This is a genomic window from Anoxybacillus ayderensis, from assembly GCF_000833605.1.
GTDB classification, from domain to species: Bacteria; Bacillota; Bacilli; order Bacillales; family Anoxybacillaceae; genus Anoxybacillus; species Anoxybacillus ayderensis.
Window position 1 is genome coordinate 14530 of sequence record NZ_JXTG01000017.1, and the last position, 18099, is coordinate 32628.

Annotated in this window: 18 protein-coding genes and 1 tRNA gene; 18 read left to right on the top strand and 1 reads right to left on the bottom strand. The window is 39.1% G+C overall.

Translation table 11 applies throughout. The annotated features are described in order from the left end of the window. The first annotated feature begins 64 nt into the window (after nucleotides 1-64). From JV16_RS12020 to JV16_RS12085, 14 genes are all read left to right on the top strand, one after another. A complete protein-coding gene (locus JV16_RS12020; protein ID WP_021094050.1) occupies nucleotides 65-460 on the top strand; it encodes a GntR family transcriptional regulator in 396 nt (131 codons plus the stop codon). Then, entirely contained in the window at nucleotides 447-1346 is a 900-nt protein-coding gene (locus JV16_RS12025; RefSeq protein ID WP_021094049.1) for an ABC transporter ATP-binding protein, read from the top strand. Before JV16_RS12020 ends, JV16_RS12025 begins: the two co-directional genes overlap by 14 nt. Next, complete coding sequence (locus JV16_RS12030) at nucleotides 1321-3228, top strand: DUF6449 domain-containing protein (RefSeq protein ID WP_042536029.1); 1908 nt, start codon at nucleotides 1321-1323, stop codon at nucleotides 3226-3228. The genes JV16_RS12025 and JV16_RS12030 overlap by 26 nt, the downstream gene beginning before the upstream one ends. A gap of 99 nt (nucleotides 3229-3327) precedes the next feature. Next, on the top strand, nucleotides 3328-5793 hold the full coding sequence (locus JV16_RS12035) for a U32 family peptidase (protein WP_042536031.1): 2466 nt from the start codon (nucleotides 3328-3330) through the stop codon (nucleotides 5791-5793). An 82-nt stretch (nucleotides 5794-5875) separates the two neighbouring features. Further along, entirely contained in the window at nucleotides 5876-6436 is a 561-nt protein-coding gene (locus tag JV16_RS12040; RefSeq protein WP_021094046.1) for a thioredoxin family protein, read from the top strand. Nucleotides 6437-6626: 190 nt separating this feature from the next. Further along, nucleotides 6627-6827: a cold-shock protein gene (locus JV16_RS12045; RefSeq protein ID WP_003398700.1), complete on the top strand. Its 201-nt coding sequence runs from the start codon at nucleotides 6627-6629 to the stop codon at nucleotides 6825-6827. Between the two features lie 421 nt (nucleotides 6828-7248). Next, nucleotides 7249-8610 (top strand): type I glutamate--ammonia ligase, encoded by a 1362-nt coding sequence (glnA, locus tag JV16_RS12050; protein ID WP_021095100.1) that lies wholly within the window; start codon nucleotides 7249-7251, stop codon nucleotides 8608-8610. Between the two features lie 99 nt (nucleotides 8611-8709). After that, nucleotides 8710-9501, top strand: a complete 792-nt coding sequence (locus tag JV16_RS12055; RefSeq protein WP_021095099.1) for an SGNH/GDSL hydrolase family protein — start codon at nucleotides 8710-8712, stop codon at nucleotides 9499-9501. Further along, on the top strand, nucleotides 9501-10412 hold the full coding sequence (locus JV16_RS12060) for an ABC transporter ATP-binding protein (RefSeq protein WP_021095098.1): 912 nt from the start codon (nucleotides 9501-9503) through the stop codon (nucleotides 10410-10412). The genes JV16_RS12055 and JV16_RS12060 overlap by 1 nt, the downstream gene beginning before the upstream one ends. After that, nucleotides 10405-11385: an ABC transporter permease gene (locus JV16_RS12065; RefSeq protein WP_021095097.1), complete on the top strand. Its 981-nt coding sequence runs from the start codon at nucleotides 10405-10407 to the stop codon at nucleotides 11383-11385. The genes JV16_RS12060 and JV16_RS12065 overlap by 8 nt, the downstream gene beginning before the upstream one ends. Beyond that, a complete protein-coding gene (locus JV16_RS12070; RefSeq protein WP_021095096.1) occupies nucleotides 11385-12017 on the top strand; it encodes an NUDIX hydrolase in 633 nt (210 codons plus the stop codon). The genes JV16_RS12065 and JV16_RS12070 overlap by 1 nt, the downstream gene beginning before the upstream one ends. Nucleotides 12018-12019: 2 nt before the next feature. Further along, complete coding sequence (locus tag JV16_RS12075; protein WP_042536034.1) at nucleotides 12020-12979, top strand: MBL fold metallo-hydrolase; 960 nt, start codon at nucleotides 12020-12022, stop codon at nucleotides 12977-12979. 51 nt (nucleotides 12980-13030) lie between these two features. Continuing rightward, a tRNA-Ser gene (locus JV16_RS12080) sits at nucleotides 13031-13123 on the top strand. A gap of 72 nt (nucleotides 13124-13195) precedes the next feature. Next, nucleotides 13196-13792: a ribonuclease H1 domain-containing protein gene (locus JV16_RS12085; RefSeq protein ID WP_042536036.1), complete on the top strand. Its 597-nt coding sequence runs from the start codon at nucleotides 13196-13198 to the stop codon at nucleotides 13790-13792. 13 nt (nucleotides 13793-13805) lie between these two features. Here the strand turns inward: JV16_RS12085 and JV16_RS12090 are convergent, their stop codons facing one another. Next, nucleotides 13806-14723, bottom strand: coding sequence for a CobW family GTP-binding protein (locus JV16_RS12090; RefSeq protein ID WP_042536038.1), 918 nt, complete (start codon nucleotides 14721-14723; stop codon nucleotides 13806-13808). A 168-nt stretch (nucleotides 14724-14891) separates the two neighbouring features. Here JV16_RS12090 and JV16_RS12095 point away from each other — a divergent pair, with 168 nt between their 5' ends. The 4 genes from JV16_RS12095 to JV16_RS12110 all read left to right on the top strand — a co-directional run bounded on the left by JV16_RS12095 (nucleotide 14892) and on the right by JV16_RS12110 (nucleotide 18083). After that, nucleotides 14892-15224 (top strand): ArsR/SmtB family transcription factor, encoded by a 333-nt coding sequence (locus JV16_RS12095; protein ID WP_021095091.1) that lies wholly within the window; start codon nucleotides 14892-14894, stop codon nucleotides 15222-15224. An 18-nt stretch (nucleotides 15225-15242) separates the two neighbouring features. Then, nucleotides 15243-16541 (top strand): arsenic transporter, encoded by a 1299-nt coding sequence (locus JV16_RS12100; protein WP_021095090.1) that lies wholly within the window; start codon nucleotides 15243-15245, stop codon nucleotides 16539-16541. Nucleotides 16542-16556: 15 nt separating this feature from the next. Continuing rightward, entirely contained in the window at nucleotides 16557-16973 is a 417-nt protein-coding gene (arsC, locus tag JV16_RS12105; protein WP_021095089.1) for an arsenate reductase (thioredoxin), read from the top strand. Nucleotides 16974-17150: 177 nt separating this feature from the next. Further along, nucleotides 17151-18083, top strand: a complete 933-nt coding sequence (locus tag JV16_RS12110; RefSeq protein ID WP_021095088.1) for a DMT family transporter — start codon at nucleotides 17151-17153, stop codon at nucleotides 18081-18083. The last annotated feature ends 16 nt before the right edge of the window (nucleotides 18084-18099 follow it).

Here is an 18099-nt window from a genome sequence, read left to right on the forward strand (position 1 = left end):
ACAACCGTATTATTTAATATAATACACTTATTACAGTTAGTACGGAAAAGAAAGGGGGGACGATATGTTTGATCTTGATTTACGAAGCCGAAAACCGATTTATGAACAACTGATCGAAAAAATGAAAGAAATGATTATTCACGATGTTCTGAAACCGAATGAGCAACTGCCATCTGTTCGTTTGCTCGCTAAACAGTTAACCATTAATCCAAATACGATTCAAAAAGCATATCGAGAATTAGAAAGAGAAGGGTACATTTACTCTATTCCCGGGAAAGGGAGTTTTGTTGCTAATAAAAAAGAGGCGATTTACGATGAAAAAGTAAAACAGCTAGAAGAAAGTATATTCAAACTATGTCAAGAAGCATTTTATATCGGGGTAAAAAAAGAGCAAATTTTTTCGATTGTTGAACGCGCAGAACGTGCGATGCGAGGAGGAGAGGAACTTGATTCAAATTAATCATGTAAGCAAGCGATTTGGAGAATTAGAGGCGATTAAAGATGTAACATTTTCCGTCACAAAAGGGTCGATCTATGGGTTACTTGGATCAAATGGTGCTGGAAAAACAACGCTGATGAAAATGATTGCAGGTATTTATAAACAAGACAAAGGAACGATTACTATTGATGGTGAGCCAATTTTCGAAAACATTAAGCAAAAAGAACGAATCATTTTTTTACCTGATGCACTCTATTTCTTCCCACATACAACAATTCGACAAATGGCTGACTTTTATCGTCATATATATCCAAAATGGAGCGAAGAACGTTTCCGCAACATGCAAGAACTATTCCCAATTGACGTAAACAAAAAAATTCACCGCATGTCAAAAGGAATGCAGCGACAAGTTGCATTTTGGTTAGCATTTTCTACTATGCCCGATGTGCTTATTTTAGACGAACCACTTGATGGACTAGATGCTGTCATGAGACAAAAAGTGAAAAACATTTTATTTCAGGACGTAGCAGAAAGAGAAATGACCGTTGTTATTTCTTCGCACAACTTATTTGAAGTAGAAGATTTATGTGACCGTATTGGCATGTTACACCACGGTTCGCTCATCATTGAAAAAGAGCTAGATAACTTGAAAACAAACATTCATAAAGTGCAGGTAGCGTTCCAAGGACAAATTCCTTTTTCTTTTCTACAACATATAGATGTCGTTTACCAAGAACAACGTGGTAGCGTTTTACTTTGTATCGTTCGTGGGGAAGAAGAACAAATCATTGCACATATTCAGAAACATGAGCCAATTTTGTTTGATTTATTACCACTAACGTTAGAAGAAATATTTATTTATGAAATGGGGGAACAAGGATATGCCATTGAAAACATTCTTGTTTAATCGTGGAATATTTACTCAAATTGTTCGCAACGTTGGATGGGTCTCGATTATTTATCTCGTCGGTTTACTTTTTACTTTGCCTATTCATATTTTTATGATGAGCGAAAACAAAGATTGGCTTATGCATCATCAAACAGGGCGCATATTTGATATTGGAAGTGTCATTCAGTTTTCGCTTATGTTCACACTTCCCATTTTGCTCGCTATTTTTTTATTTCGTTATATGCAAGTGAAGCTATCGGCTGACTACATGCATAGTCTACCAATTAAACGGGAGGTGCTATTTCTTCAACATATTGTTGTTGGAATGATTATTTTAATCGTACCCGTCGCAGTCATTGCAGTATGTTTAATCATGATGAAGCCATTCCTTCCGATTTCTTTATATTCATTTAAACATGTAGCTATTTGGTTTGTTAGTACCGTTTCAATGAATTTATTATTATTTTCTGGAGCCGTGTTTGTTGGGATGCTCACTGGCATGTCCATTTTGCAAGGCATGTTCGCTTACATTCTCTTTTTCTTCCCTGCTGGAATATTTATTCTACTTATATTTAATTTGAAATATTTTTTGTACGGCTTTGCATACGAATATTATTTATCTTCTAGCTTGAATGAAATAGTTCCTTTTATTCAGGCACTAAATTGGTCAACAAAACAAATCCAACCGCTCGAAATATTGATATATACTGTGCTGACTTTTATGTTTTATGGACTGAGTGTATGGTTGTACAAAAAACGACATATTGAAATGGCAACAGATGCGATTGTCTTTCGCCCACTCCGCCCGGTATTTACATACGGTTTCACGTTTTGTGTCATGCTTGTCGGTGGAGCATATTTTGGACAGATGCAGCAAAAGATGAGTTGGGTGATTTTTGGATACGTATCTTCATCATTATTTGGTTACATCATCGCCCGCATGATTTTAGCAAAAACGTGGCGTGTATTTAGTCGTTGGAAAGAATACGTGGGATATGTGGTATTTATGAGTATCGTTGGTTTATTATTTACATTTGATCTATTTGGATATAAGACGTACCAACCGTCATTAAACGAAATTGAACGAGCATATTTCGGTGACCACATATACTTTTTTGAAAACGATGAAATAGACGAGGAAAATGCCTTTTACTACGAAAAGGAAAATATTAGAAATATTTATTTATTTCATCAACACCTTATTGAACAACGAACATATCCAGTCAACGATAGACGGAACGTTGTTATCGGCTATGACTTAAAAAATGGAGAACGAATCGTTCGCGAATATACTGTTCCAACGAATTTATACAATCAATTTTATAAGCCGATTTTTAATTCCATTGAGTTCAAAAAGAATCATTATCCGATTTTACGTAAGACGAATTTTAAAGACGTCTTACAAATCAGAATTGGTTCAGAAGATAAAGTCGTTCGCTTGCAAGATCGTGATGATATTGAATCATTTTTAGCAGTCTTACAACAACAACTTTTACACGAAACATTTGATGAAACAACAATAAATCGCAGTTGGGGTACAATTAGCATTTTGTATGAAAAATACGAAGAACAAGGAATAGAGTGGAGAAAATCGTACCATCTCGTTGAACAATGGCTACAAGATCGCGGTTTATTACAACAAGCGAGAGTGACAGCGGATGATATTGCTGAAATCAAAATTATTAAAAACACAAAACAAGTTCCACAGTATGAGTGGACACCTGAAATGATTGAGCGAGAAAAAGCAAAAATGGTCGTTCATGATAAAGTGAAAATTGAACAATGCTTACAAATGGCTACTTGGGGAGAGGAAGATTATATTTTAGGTATTTACTATAAAAATGGCCGTATTGACATTCAGTCATTTTCAAAACATTTTGTTCCTCCATTCGTTCATTAAAAGACCTGCACGTTCAGGTCTTTTTCTTTGTTGGCAAACGAGGGGGATATTCGATAATATATTGTTGTTCATGATAAAAAATAGAGAGGTTGACTAGCTGTGAGAAAAATTGAACTGTTAGCGCCAGCGGGAGATTGGGATTGTCTTCGTGCTGCTGTTGCCAATGGAGCAGACGCAGTTTATTTTGGTGTGGATAAATATAATGCACGTGTACGGGCGAAAAACTTTCGTATGGAAGAATTAAAAGATGTGATGGCTTATTTGCATAAATACAATGTGCGTGGATATGTTACTTTTAATATTTTAGTGTTTGAAAATGAGCTAGAAGAAGCAAAGCAGCTCGTTGAAGCATGTATAGATGCAGGAGTAGATGCACTGATCGTCCAAGATTTAGGACTTGTTAAACTCATCCGCGATTTGTCGCCTGATTTTCCGATTCACGGATCAACACAAATGACTGTTACATCTCCAGAAGCTGTTGAATTTCTAAATCCTTACCACTTAGAAGTCGTTGTACTTGGTCGCGAAAATAATTTAACACACATTCAAAAAATTGCTGAGAAAACGAACGTTCCTTTAGAAGTATTTGTTCACGGAGCACTTTGTGTATCATATTCTGGGCAATGTTTGACGTCAGAAATGTGGGGTGGGCGTTCAGCCAATCGTGGAGAATGCGCCCAAGCTTGTCGCCTTCCATACGATTTAATCGTTGATGGCGAGCAAAAAGAAATGGGAAACGTCGCTTATTTACTTTCACCAAAAGACTTAGCTGCTCTTGATCTCGTTCCAGAACTTATCGAAGCAGGGGTAAGCACGTTTAAAATCGAAGGGCGATTAAAGTCACCAGAATATGTAGCAAATGTTGTCAGCAAATACCGAAAAGCTATTGATGAATATTTAGCAGGACGCCATTATACTCCTTCAACAGAGGAAATACGTGAACTACAACAAAGCTTTAGTCGAGGATTTACACATGGCTTTTTAAAAGGAACGAACAACAAACAGCTTGTTGATGGAACGTTTCCGAAAAGCCGTGGTGTATTTCTTGGAACGGTCAAAAAAGTATTAAAAGACGGTGTTTTATGCGAACTGCAAGCTCCGTTAAAACGTGGGGATGGCATCGTATTTGATGCAGGACGTCCAGAAGAAAAAGAAGAAGGCGGCCGCGTATACGATTTACGAAAACACGGAAAAAAAGTGGAAGGGGAAGTGGAAAAAGGTCTTGTTGAAATTGTCCCTGGCCGACATGACGTCAATTTAACGCGCGTGCGTGTAGGAAATCGCATTTGGAAAACGAGCGACCAAGAGCTTGATCGTCGTTTGCGTAAAACATTTGAAACCGAGCGACCATATCAGTTGTTTCCGCTAACTGTGCATGTGTACGGTGAAGCAGGAAAACCGCTCATTTCAACATGGCGCGATGAAACGACAGGCAATGAAGTAATCGTTCAATCTGAGCAAATGTTAGATGTTGCACAAAAGCGACCGCTCACATTAGATTTTATAAAAGAGCAATTCGGGAGATTAGGCGGAACGATTTTTGAATTAAAAGACGTTTATATGCATATGACAGACAATGTTATTCTTCCGGTTAAAGAATTAAACCGAATAAGAAGACAAGCCGTGGAACAGCTTATTGAAAAACGACAACGTCCGCGGCTATACATCAAGCAAGCCGTTGATTTAACATCTTCTTACCGACAAAAACAACGAGCAGAGAACCCTTCTTTAATGGCGCTTTGTCGTACGCTCGAACAAGTCGAAGCGGCATGTCATACAGATGTAGACATGGTGTATGCCGATTTCGAATTTACAACCGATTATCCGAAAGCTGTGCAGATTGCACGAACAACAAACAAACCGATCGCTTTAGCTACCCCGCGCATTCATATGCCTGGGGAAAATGGAATTTTAAGAGGGATTTTAAAAGCTGAGCCAGATGCCATTTTAGTTCGTAGTTTAGGAGCGGTGCAGTATTATACGAATCAATCAATAGAACAAACGTTAATCGGAGATTTTTCGCTTAACATCTCAAACCATCTGGCTGCACAGTTGTTTTTATCTCGAGGGCTCGATCGAATCACCCCTTCATACGATTTAAATATTCAACAAATGATTGATTTACTTGAAGCAGCACCAACAGAACATATCGAAATGGTTATTCACCAACATTTACCGATGTTTCACACTGAACATTGTGTATACTGTACATTTTTAAGTGAAGGAACCGATTTTACGAACTGTGGACGTCCATGCGAAAAACATCGTGTATCGTTGCGTGACCGTATTGGCATGCTTCATCCTGTTCGTGTGGATATCGGCTGCCGAAATACAGTGTACAATGCCATTGAACAATCTGGGGCAGAATATATTCCACACTTTTTATCCCTTGGTGTTCGCTCGTATCGTGTCGAGTTTTTGGAAGAGTCAGCGAAAAAAGTAGAAGAAGTCATCACATTATATCGCGAAGCGCTCGAAGGCAAACGGAGCGGAACAAGCGTATGGCGCACGTTAAAAGCCATTAATCAACTCGGCGTGACACGAGGACAACTCATCAAAAAATAAGCGGGCTCAAGCTCGCTTATTTTTTGTTATTTGTACATTTTGCTATAATAGTAAATGAACGAAAAAAGAAAGGGTGATTTGTATGCCAGCTGTTGAATCAAATATGTTTCCACTAGGAGAGAAAGCTCCATCGTTTGAACTTGTCAACGTGGTCAATGGACAAATCGTTCGGTTAGAAGACGTCAAATCAGACATTGCAACAGTAATCATGTTCATTTGCAATCATTGCCCATTTGTTAAACATGTTCAAGGGGAGCTTGTCCGTCTCGCCAACGATTATCTACCAAAAGGGATTTCATTTATTGCCATTAATTCGAATGATGTAGAAAAATATCCAGACGATTCGCCAGAAAAAATGAAAGAGGTAGCTGAACAATTTGGATATCCGTTTCCATACTTATTTGACGAAACACAAGAAGTAGCAAAAGCATATCAAGCTGCATGCACGCCAGACTTTTACATATTCAACGGTGCATTACAATGTGTTTACCGTGGTCAACTCGATGATTCACGACCAAGTAACGGAATCCCAGTGACTGGATCTTCTATTCGTACAGCTTTAGATGCATTGCTTTTAGGGAAACCTGTTCCGAAAGAACAGAAGCCAAGCATCGGTTGCAGCATCAAATGGAAAGAAAAATAAAAAAAACATTTGACATTTTTATTTCAAGCCTATATACTTAAGAAGTACCATTTCGTTCGTTATATCAATGATCGTTATAAGCTGCACCTTTGTCAGGTTCATCTTATAAGGACTTGACGAAAGTGTAGCTTTTGTTTTATGAGTAATGAAACGGTGGTCAATTTTTAAAATTGTTTTGGAGGAATTTCACATGAACACAGGTAAAGTAAAATGGTTTAACGCAGAAAAAGGTTTTGGATTCATTGAGACGGACGGAGGTACAGACGTATTCGTTCACTTCACAGCGATCCAAGGTACTGGATTCAAAACGTTGGAAGAAGGCGAAAAAGTAACATTTGACATCGTGAATGGCAACCGTGGGCCGCAAGCGGCAAACGTCCAAAAAGCATAAATAGTCAAACGTACGGGATCTCGCTTTTCGTGAGATCCCGTTTTTATATGCAACGAAACAAATTCTCACTGGCGCAGCTTCGGAGCTGCAAGGACGGAAGAGAGGTAGGGTTTCCGTCGTTTTTGTTTGTTCAACACGCTCATATCAAGAGTGTGTTTTTTTTTAAAAAAGATAAGAAAGTATAAAATTTTGAATTGATGTCTAGCTCCAAGCGCCATCGGCTCGAGTCGCTCCGCCCCACACTGCGGCGGCGACAGCCTCCTCGGTGGGGCTTGTGCGCTCTTCGCCGATAGGCGGCGCTTTGCGCTTTTCTTAATAAAAATACAGAAAATTTGATAAAAAACTATTGAAAAATGATGAATGATTCCATATAATAAACTCATGTTATAAAAATATACATAAGAATGTGAGGTAATGTGACATGAGTGAACTACTCGTCTCTGAACAAACAAACACTTCGACGCTTGAACAAATTAAAGAAATCATCAAACAAAAACATGTTGAACTATTACATTTACAATTTGTTGATATTGAAGGTGTTTTAAAGCACGTCACAGTGACAGCGGAACAACTAGATGATGTAGTAGAAGGAAAAATAATGTTTGATGGATCTTCTATCAAAGGTTTTTCGCCAATCAATCGCTCAGACTTATATTTACTTCCTGATTTACAAACATTTGCAGTACTACCATGGACAGTAGAAGCGGGGTATGCAGAAGCACGTTTTCTTTGCTCTGTGATGAATCCAGACGGAACGTTATTTGATGGCGATCCACGTAACGTATTGAAAAAAACAGTTGAACGAGCGAAACAAAAAGGATATACGATCTCCGTTGGTCCTGAATTAGAGTTTTTCTTGTTTAAAACAGATGAAAATGGAAATCCGACAACAACACCTCAAGATAACGGTGGCTATTTTGAGCCATCACCAAAAGATCTCGGTGAACGAGTTCGCTTAGACATTTATCGTGCATTAAAAGCAATGGGATTTACGATTGAGGCTTCGCATCATGAAGTGGCTGAAGGTCAACATGAAATTAACTTTAAATATGCGGATGCGCTTAGTTCCGCTGATAATGCAACAACATATAAATGGGTTGTAAAAACGATTGCTAAAAAATACGGATTGCATGCCACATTTATGCCAAAGCCGATTTTCGGTATTAACGGTTCAGGTATGCACGTAAACATTTCGCTATTTAAAGATGGAGAAAATGCGTTTTTTGATCCATCGGATGACAATCAATTATCTGAAACGGCATATCAATTTATTGCTGGTTTATTGCACAACGTAAAAAGTTTCGCAGCCATTACGAATCCATTAGTAAACTCATATAAACGTCTCGTCCCAGGATATGAAGCGCCTTGTTATATTGCGTGGTCGGCATCAAACCGCTCCGCATTAATTCGCATCCCTGCAAAACGAGGATTAGCAACACGCGTTGAACTTCGTTGTCCAGATCCATCTGCTAATCCGTATTTAGCGTTTGCAGTTATTGCTGAGGCAGGGCTTGATGGAGTAGAAAAAGAGCTCACTTGCCCAGCACCAATCGACGAAGATATTTTCCATATGACGAATGAACGTCGTAAAGAGCTTCGTATCGAAAACCTTCCAGGTAGTTTAGGGAAAGCGATTGAAGAATTAGAAAATGGAACGATTGGACGTCATACATTAGGCGACCATGTATTTAACGAGTATATCGCAATGAAAAAGAACGAATGGGATAGCTATCGAACAGCTGTTCATGCTTGGGAAATTGAACATTATCAAGCAAAATTTTAAAAGCGAGCGATTGTGCTCGCTTTTTTGCATGTTTTCATTATGTGTTTAAACAACAAATCGTTTATGATGATACATAGAACATAACGAAAGGGTGGTATTGTGTCTAAACGAATCATCGGGATGATTGTGGCGATTTGTGCTGCAACAACATTGCTATGGGCTATCGGCTTAATCGTCACTATTCAAGACCAATTTTTTTACGAAGCTTCCTCAGTAAAACAACCAAAGCAAACAACGTCAAACACAAAGAAAAACGATGCGCTTTCCATTGTCGCACTTGGCGATTCATTAACGCGCGGGACGGGAGATGAAACAGGAAAAGGATATGTTGGCTATGTTGTAGATGAACTAAAAAAACGGACAAATCAACATGTCCAATTCACCAATTTAGCTATTAAAGGACAACGATCTGCACAATTGATTGGCCAACTCAAACAAAAAGAAGTGCAACGTCAATTAAAAGAAGCCGACATCATTTTAATGACGATTGGAGGAAACGACTTATTTCGCGGTGGCGAAGCATTGAGAGACTTATCCACTACGCAATTAGAAAAAGAAAAAGAGAAATTTGCCCAACAGCTACGTACAATTTTTCAGCTTGTTCGCACAGTAAACAACGAAGCGCCCGTATTTTACATTGCTTTATATAATCCGTTCAATGATTTAGATAATGGGAAAGAAACATCTGCCGTTGTACGTAGTTGGAATTATGTGGCATCTGAAGTAGCAGCGGACTATCAATTCATCATTTGTGTTCCGACATATGATTTGTTTGAACTACAAGTAAACGACTATTTATATACAGATAAATTCCATCCTAATAAAGAAGGATATAAACGAATTGGTGAACGTGTTGCCTCACTTATTACGTTAACGAAAGGGGAAAAATAATGGAAGAAACGTTAGTTGTACAACATGTACGAAAAACAATCGGAAAAAAAGAAATTATTAAAGGGCTTTCGTTTTCCTTAAAAAAAGGAGAAGTGTTCGGCTTCTTAGGTCCAAATGGGGCAGGAAAGACAACGACTATTCGCATGCTCGTCGGGTTAATTCGACCGACATCTGGAAAGATTTCAATTTGCGGATATGATTTACAAAAACAATTTACAAAGGCGATCCAACATATAGGCTGTATTGTTGAAAACCCTGAACTTTATCCGTATTTAAGCGGTTGGGAAAATCTTGAACACTTCGCACGAATGGTTCCAGGAATTACAGCTCATCGCATTCAAGAAGTGGTTGAACTCGTCGGTCTACAAAATCGGATCCATGATCTTGTTCGTACGTATTCGCTCGGCATGCGTCAACGCCTCGGTATTGCACAAGCGCTACTTGGAAAACCGACGGTGCTTATTTTAGACGAACCTACAAACGGCTTAGATCCTGTCGGCATTCGTGAAATGAGACAGTTTATTCGCTCGCTTGCTGAAAAAGAACAGTTAAGTGTGCTCGTCTCATCGCATTTATTGAGTGAAATACAACTTATGTGCGATCGTGTGGCGATTATGTCGAAAGGTCAGATTATTCGTATTGATACGGTCGAACATTTACTACAAGAACAAGCTCGGACATATTGGAGCGTTGATCCGATAGATACAGCCAAACAAATACTACAAAATGAAACGACTTTGCTCGGTGAAAAAGATGGAGCGCTCGTGACAATCTATGAATCAAATGAAACGATTGCGCGTTGCAATGCTCGTTTAATTGAAGCAGGGGTATATGTCAGTGGAATTGAACGCAAACTTCCAACACTAGAAGACTTATTTATTGAATTAACGGGAGGGGAAACGATTGATTAATCTTGTATACAATGAAATGTTAAAAATTGTTCGTAAAAAACGCTTGTTTATTATCGCAGCGATCGTTGCTGTTCTCGTTAGCTTATTTACATACGCGCAATTTAAACAAATCGAAACGATTCGAGAACGGATCGGAACGACAGATTGGCGCACACAGCTACAACAACAAATCATCGACACACAAAACCGATTAAACTCAACAGGCATTTCTGAGGAATGGAAAAAGTTTCTTAAAATCCGTTTACAGCAACAACAATATTATTTAGACAACGATATTAATCCGATGGCACCGGGTGCTCCAACATTTATGCGCATGTTTATTGAAAACTCCATTGAGTTATTTTTACCGCTTCTCGTTATGGTCATTGCAGCTGATCTCGTTTCATCAGAGGCAAGTGGAGGAACAATCAAGCTGTTGTTGACACGTCCTGTGAAACGATGGAAAGTTTTAATGAGCAAATATATAGCGATGATTTTATCTACGTCGTTTATCGTATTTTCTGTCGCTCTATTATCATACGCTATCTCTGGCATTGTATTTGGATATGGTGGATGGAATTTGCCGCTTTTAACAGGATTTTCGGTTCAAGGTGAAGAACTAAATACAACAGCTGTTCATCTTATTCCGCAATGGAAATACTTACTTATTGAATTCGGGCTTGCTTTTTTTGTTTCGCTCGTCGTCGGTACGCTTACGTTTATGTTGTCCGTATTAATACGTAGTACAGCCGCGGTGATGGGAATTATGCTTGCTGCCCTTATTTCAGGTGCGATTTTATCAAGCATGGTATCATCGTGGGAGTCTGCGAAATATTTATTTATGGTAAATTTACGACTCACAAGTTATGTTAGTGGAACGGCGCCACCGATTGATGGGATGACACTTTCCTTTTCAATGACTGTGCTCGCCGTTTGGGCGCTTGGTGCACTGATCGTTTCTTTTTATGTATTTACGAAAAGGGATGTTTACTAATGAAAAAAAAGATTTATACGGTCATGGATGCATTACGACACCGAACACCAACGGTTATGGATTTCGACAAATACGCTACATATGCTGTTCTTCTTCCACTCATCCGTCAACACGATGATACATTTGTCTTATTTGAAGTGCGTTCATTTCAATTGCGTCGACAGCCAGGTGAAATTTGTTTTCCGGGTGGAAAAATGGATCCGTGTGATCAAAGTCCACAAGAAACAGCCATTCGGGAAACATGTGAAGAGTTGGGGATTGAAAAAGAACATATTACACATGTCGTTCCACTTGATTATGTGCTTTCACCGTTTGGTATGGTCATTTATCCGTTTGTTGCATTTGTGAATAACGCACACATGCAAATCAATAAAAAAGAAGTGGAAGATGTATTTACCGTCCCGTTATCTTTTTTTATTGAAACGAAACCAAAAATATATCGTGTTCAATTCGAACCAAAGCCCGAAGACGATTTCCCATTTGACGATATTCCTGGAGGAAGACAGTATAATTGGCGACCAAGGCAAATCGAAGAACATTTTTATTACTACAAAGACAAAGTCATTTGGGGATTAACCGCAAAAATTGTGTATCATTTCGTTAGACTTATTGAACAGATGAGGGGAGAATAAGTATGGGACAACCTGTTGATTTAGGATTTGGCATTTCACTTATTGATTTATATGATCTACAAACTGCCCAGCGAACAGGAGCATATGTTTTTCATGAAGAAGAAGTGACGATTATCGAAACAAGTGCGAGCCCTTCTATCCCGCATTTACTTAAAGGACTAGAAGCAATCTCTATTGATTTACACGACGTAAAAAACATTATCGTTACACATATTCATTTAGATCATGCTGGTGGGGCGGGGATGTTACTACAACATTGTCCAAATGCTCGCGTATTCGTTCATCCAAAAGGCATGCGCCATTTAGCTGACCCGTCTCGTCTCATTGCAGGGGCAAAAGCCGTTTATGGCCAATCGTTTGACGCTTTATTTGACCCGATTGTTCCAATTCCTGAAGACCGATTAATTGTAAAAGAAGATGGAGAAACGTTACAAATTGGAAAAAATCGTACACTAACGTTTCTTCATACACCGGGGCATGCGAATCACCATTTCTCTATTTATGATCAAACAAGTAACGGCATTTTTACAGGTGATACAGCCGGTGTCTTTTACCCTCAATTGCTTTCGTACGGTGTTGAGTTATACCTGCCGTCTACATCGCCAAATCAATTTGATCCCGAAGCGATGCGCACATCGATTGAAAGATTTATGACGTTACGTCCAGATCGTATATATTTTGGCCATTTTGGTATGTCAACACATACACAAGTAGTTTGGAATCAACTTCATTACTGGTTACCGCTCTTTGTGCAAATCGGTTATGATGTTGTAAATGAACAAATGAATCTATCTTTTACAGAAAAAACAGAGGCTGTGTCCAATCGTTTATTTGATCATATCCAAACATTTTTGCGCAAACAGCAAGTACCTGATGATGCCGATGTATATAAAATACTTCAGCTCGACTTACAAGTGTGTGCAATGGGTCTTGTTGACTATATAGAAAAACAAAAAAGGTAATTGACGACAAATCATGTTTTCGCTATAATTTCTTTGGCACCCCACTCATACGGAGGAGTACCCAAGTCCGGCTGAAGGGGTCGGTCTCGAAAACCGATAGGGGTGTCAAAGCCCGCGGGGGTTCGAATCCCCCCTCCTCCGCCATATCTCCTCTTTTATTCCTTCTTTGTGATCTTCAACTTTGTTTCTTTATTTCAATTGCGAGGATGTGACAATTTGAAAAAATATTATGTCGTTTGGGAAGGGGCGAAAACAGGCATTTTTTCTTCTTGGGACGAGTGTAAACCGTACGTTATTGGCGTTCCGGGGGCGAAATATCGCTCATTTCCATCGAAAGAAGAAGCAGAACAAGCATTTGCGTCTAGTCCGTTTGTAAACCGAACGAAAAAAAATAAAGCGCATGCAACAAACTATGTAGAGGAAAGCATTTGCGTAGATGCGGCATGTAGCGGAAATCCAGGATGGATGGAGTATCGAGGAGTACATACGAAAACAGGGAAAGAGTTGTTTCATGTTGGGCCGATGATCGGAACAAATAACATTGGGGAGTTTTTAGCCATTGTTCACGCATTAGCATGGTTACAACAACAAAACAAAAGTTTGCCGATTTATTCTGATTCGGCAACAGCTATCAAATGGGTAAAAGGAAAAAAGGCGAATACAACGCTCGTTCGCAACGCTGAAACAGAACGTGTCTGGCAACTTGTTGAGCGTGCTGAAGCGTGGTTGCGCACGCACCATTATACAAATGAAATTATGAAATGGGAAACCGAGCAATGGGGAGAAATTAAAGCAGATTTCGGACGAAAGTGAAAGGAGAGGGATATTAACCTTCTCCTTTTTGCATGTCATCGAGTTGTTGTTTTAGTTTTTGTTTATCCAATTGTTCACCGATGATAACAAAATGTAACGGGACATTCATTTCCTCTTTCATATAGAGCGGTGTACCGTATGCATACTGAAAGGAGTAAACTCCACTTGTATGAGTAAAACGTAAAAATCCTTTCATGCGGTAAATAGTATCAGGAAGTTGTCGTACCCAGTGTTCGAACACGTCTAAGTCAATTGGGCTTGCAAATGTATGTACGTATGTTTGAATGCGTAGTCTTTCGATGTTCATTCGCTCATGCTCGTTTCTCATCCGCTTCGATAACAAATGAATATCTTCGATTCGTACATTAGAAAACGTTGTGAAAATTGTGCGCGCTTCGCTGTTGATCGTTTGTAACTCAAACGATAATTTCGCTTGTTCATCTGGACGTAATATATCTGTCTTATTGACAATTAATACATCCGCGTGACGAACTTGTTCTTTTAACAACATTTGCAGAGGAATGGAGAGTTGTTGACGATTCACCCAACGTGTTGCGTCGATTGTCGTAATAATGCCTCCCATTTGAATGCGATCAGCAAACAATGGCGACATACACGCATCGAGCACTTCAACAGGATGAGCTACCCCTGTCGTTTCAACATAAATGACGTCTAACTCATGTTGTTGAAGAAGTGAATGAAGTTCTACTTCAAATTGATCTTGAATGGTGCAACATACACAGCCGCTTAATAACTCACTTAACACAGCATCTTTTGAAACCGCATGCGAATCAATAGATACTTGACCGATTTCATTCATTACCACCGCCACTTTCCGTCCACGTTCTTTTTCATTTTGTAGTAGTCGCCTTAATAATGTCGTTTTACCACTTCCAAGAAATCCGGATAAAATATATACCTCTGTATGCATAAAATACCCCTTTCTACATGTTCCTTTTTGATCATAGTCAAAAAAGACAAAAATCACAAGAAATAATTTTTCAAAAAAGTATTTACAAGCCTTTTTCTTTACAAAATCTTTACTTGTTTATATAAGTATATGCTTATATAATGATTAATGGATGAAGGAGGGAGGTATATGCAGCACATCGAAGAGACAGCAAATATGCTAAAGCTATTAGGCGATAAAACAAGATTAATGATTTTAGCTATATTAAGTGAAACTGATTGTTGTGTGTGTGAGCTTGTTGAGATGCTACAAATGAGTCAGCCAGCTATTAGCCAGCATTTACGAAAATTAAAAGACAACGATTTAGTGAAAGAGACAAAAAAAGCGCAATGGGTGTTTTATTCATTAAATAAACAACATGAATTTTATCCAATGATGAAATGCATTTTCGCTTATCTGCCAGATCCAAAAGAACACATTCGTCAACTTGAGAAAAAAGGAATGCGCATTCGTTGTGAATAAAAAGAGAGGAGTGGTTTTTTGCTTTCCGTTACTCTTGCATCATTGATTTTTCTTATTACCCTCGTTTTTGTCATTTGGCAACCGCGCAATTTATCCATTGGTTGGTCTGCCTGCGGTGGCGCCTTATTAGCATTGCTTGTTGGAGTCGTTGATTTCCAAGATGTTATGGATGTAACGAACATCGTTTGGAATGCGACGCTTGCTTTTATTGCGATTATCATTATTTCTTTAATTTTAGATGAGATTGGCTTCTTCGAATGGGCAGCGTTACATATGGCGCGTGCGGCTAAAGGAAATGGAATTAAAATGTTTATATTTGTTTCCATTCTCGGTGCACTCGTGGCGGCGTTTTTCGCAAACGATGGTGCCGCACTCATCTTAACACCGATCGTATTAGCCATGGTACGCGCATTACAATTTGATGAACGAAACGTATTGCCATTTATCTTAGCAAGTGGATTTATTGCGGATACGACATCGTTGCCGCTTGTTGTCAGCAACCTTGTCAATATTGTATCTGCAGACTTCTTCCGCATTAGTTTTGGTGAGTACGCATCGCGTATGATTGTTCCAAACTTTTTCTCGCTCGCGGCGAGCATCGGGGTGCTTTACTTATATTTTCGAAAGGACATTCCGAAACGCTACAATTTATCGCATATCAAACAACCATCTGAAGCGATTAAAGACGTGCGCATGTTTCGATTGTCGTGGATCGTTCTTGCGGTTTTATTAATCGGCTATTTTGTCGGTGAATTCGTAAACATCCCTGTCTCGTTTATTGCTGGTGCTGTCGCGTTATTGTTTTTATGGATGGGAAGACGGAGCCCAGCTGTACACGTGAAACAAATATTAAAGGGAGCACCGTGGGCTGTCGTCTTTTTCTCGATTGGGATGTATGTTGTTGTATACGGATTACGCAACGTAGGATTGACGACCATTCTAGCAGATATGATCGAAGCGGCCGCAAATCAAGGGCTGTTTATGGCGACGATTGCCATGGGGTTTATCGCAGCGATTTTATCGTCTGTTATGAACAACATGCCGACAGTCATGATTGATGCGCTAGCGATAGCTGATACGAATACGACGGGAATCATTCGGGAAGCGCTAATTTATGCAAATGTAATCGGTTCGGACTTAGGACCGAAAATTACGCCAATCGGTTCACTTGCTACACTTCTTTGGTTACATGTGCTTTCAACAAAAGGAGTAAAAATTACGTGGGGCACTTATTTTAAAAATGGTTTAATTTTAACCATCCCAACATTATTTATTACTCTCGTTGGGTTATATATATGGTTACTTATTATTCATTAAAAGGAGTCGATTGAAATGAAAAAAGTAATTTATTTCTTATGTACAGGGAACTCCTGCCGTAGCCAGATAGCAGAAGGATGGGCAAAAAAATATCTTGGTGACGAATGGGAAGCATATAGCGCCGGCATTGAGGCGCATGGTTTAAATCCGAACGCAGTCAAAGCGATGAAAGAAGTAGGAATCGATATTTCAAACCAAACATCAGACATTATCAATGAAGAGATTTTAAACAGAGCCGATTTAGTCGTTACATTATGTGGACATGCGGCAGATCATTGTCCAGTCACACCACCGCATGTCAAACGTGTTCATTGGGGATTTGACGATCCAGCTAAAGCAGAAGGAACAGAGGAAGAAAAATGGGCCGTCTTTCAACGCGTCCGCGATGAAATTGGGGCACGAATTAAACGATTTGCCGAAACGGGAGAATAAATAAGAGGAAAAACAAGAAGCCGGGAAGAAACGTCCTGGCTTCTTTTCTTAATATAACGAAAATATATTGTTTTCAGATAAAAAAGAGCATAAAATGATTAAAGTATAGTTTTTGTTGTTTTCGCTGTTATCCACCCTAAACGATATATATTTTACGAATAAGGGAGAGATGTTTTTGTGCCAGTAAAAAATATAAAAACGTATATTCTTTTATTTTTAACTGCTACGATTTGGGGTGGTGCCTTTGTTGCTGGAAAAATCGCAACGACGACTTTACATCCTGTGTCAGTTGCTTTTTTTCGCTTTTTCGGTGCTAGTTTGATTTTGTTTCCATTATTGTACTGGAAAGAGCCGAATAGACCAACTCCGACGAGAAAAGATTGGATCGTGTTAGCGCTCCTCGGTTTAACGGGAGTGTTTTTATACAACATTTTCTTTTTTATAGCTACAAAATATGCACCAATTGTCAAAAGCTCATTAGTCATTGCAGTCAATGCTCCATTGATTACATTGTTGTCTGCAATATTTTTGAAAGAAAGATTGAACGGAAGAAGTATATTTGGCATGTTGCTCGCTGTATTTGGGGCTGTATATATTATTACAAACGGTCATCCGTCCGTACTTATCGAAATCGGTGTTGCTCCGATCGATCTTGTGCTAGCAGGGGCATGTCTCAGCTGGAGTACATATTCGGTCATTGGAAAAGTGGCAATGAAAACATATAGTCCGCTTGCGGCAACAACGTACGCAACAGGTTTTGGAACGTTATTTTTAGCACCTTTTGCGCTATACTATACTTCTTTTACATCTGTCCAAATGAGTGGATGGGATGTGTGGTTAAGCGTACTGTACGTTGCCGTTGTCGTTTCGGCTATCAGCTTCGTTTGGTGGTATAACGGTATTCAAAAAGTCGGAGCTTCAACCGCTTCAGTTTTCATTAATGTCATGCCGATTTCTGCTACGGTGATGGGAACGATCTTTTTTAATGAACATTTGACAATCACTCATATCGTTGGAGCGGCGTTTGTATTTAGCGGTATTTTGTTTAACATTTACAGTAAACAAGAAAAAGTGATGTTCCCTCTCATTAAGAAAGGGGCGAATATATGATTTGGGGGCAGGGGAA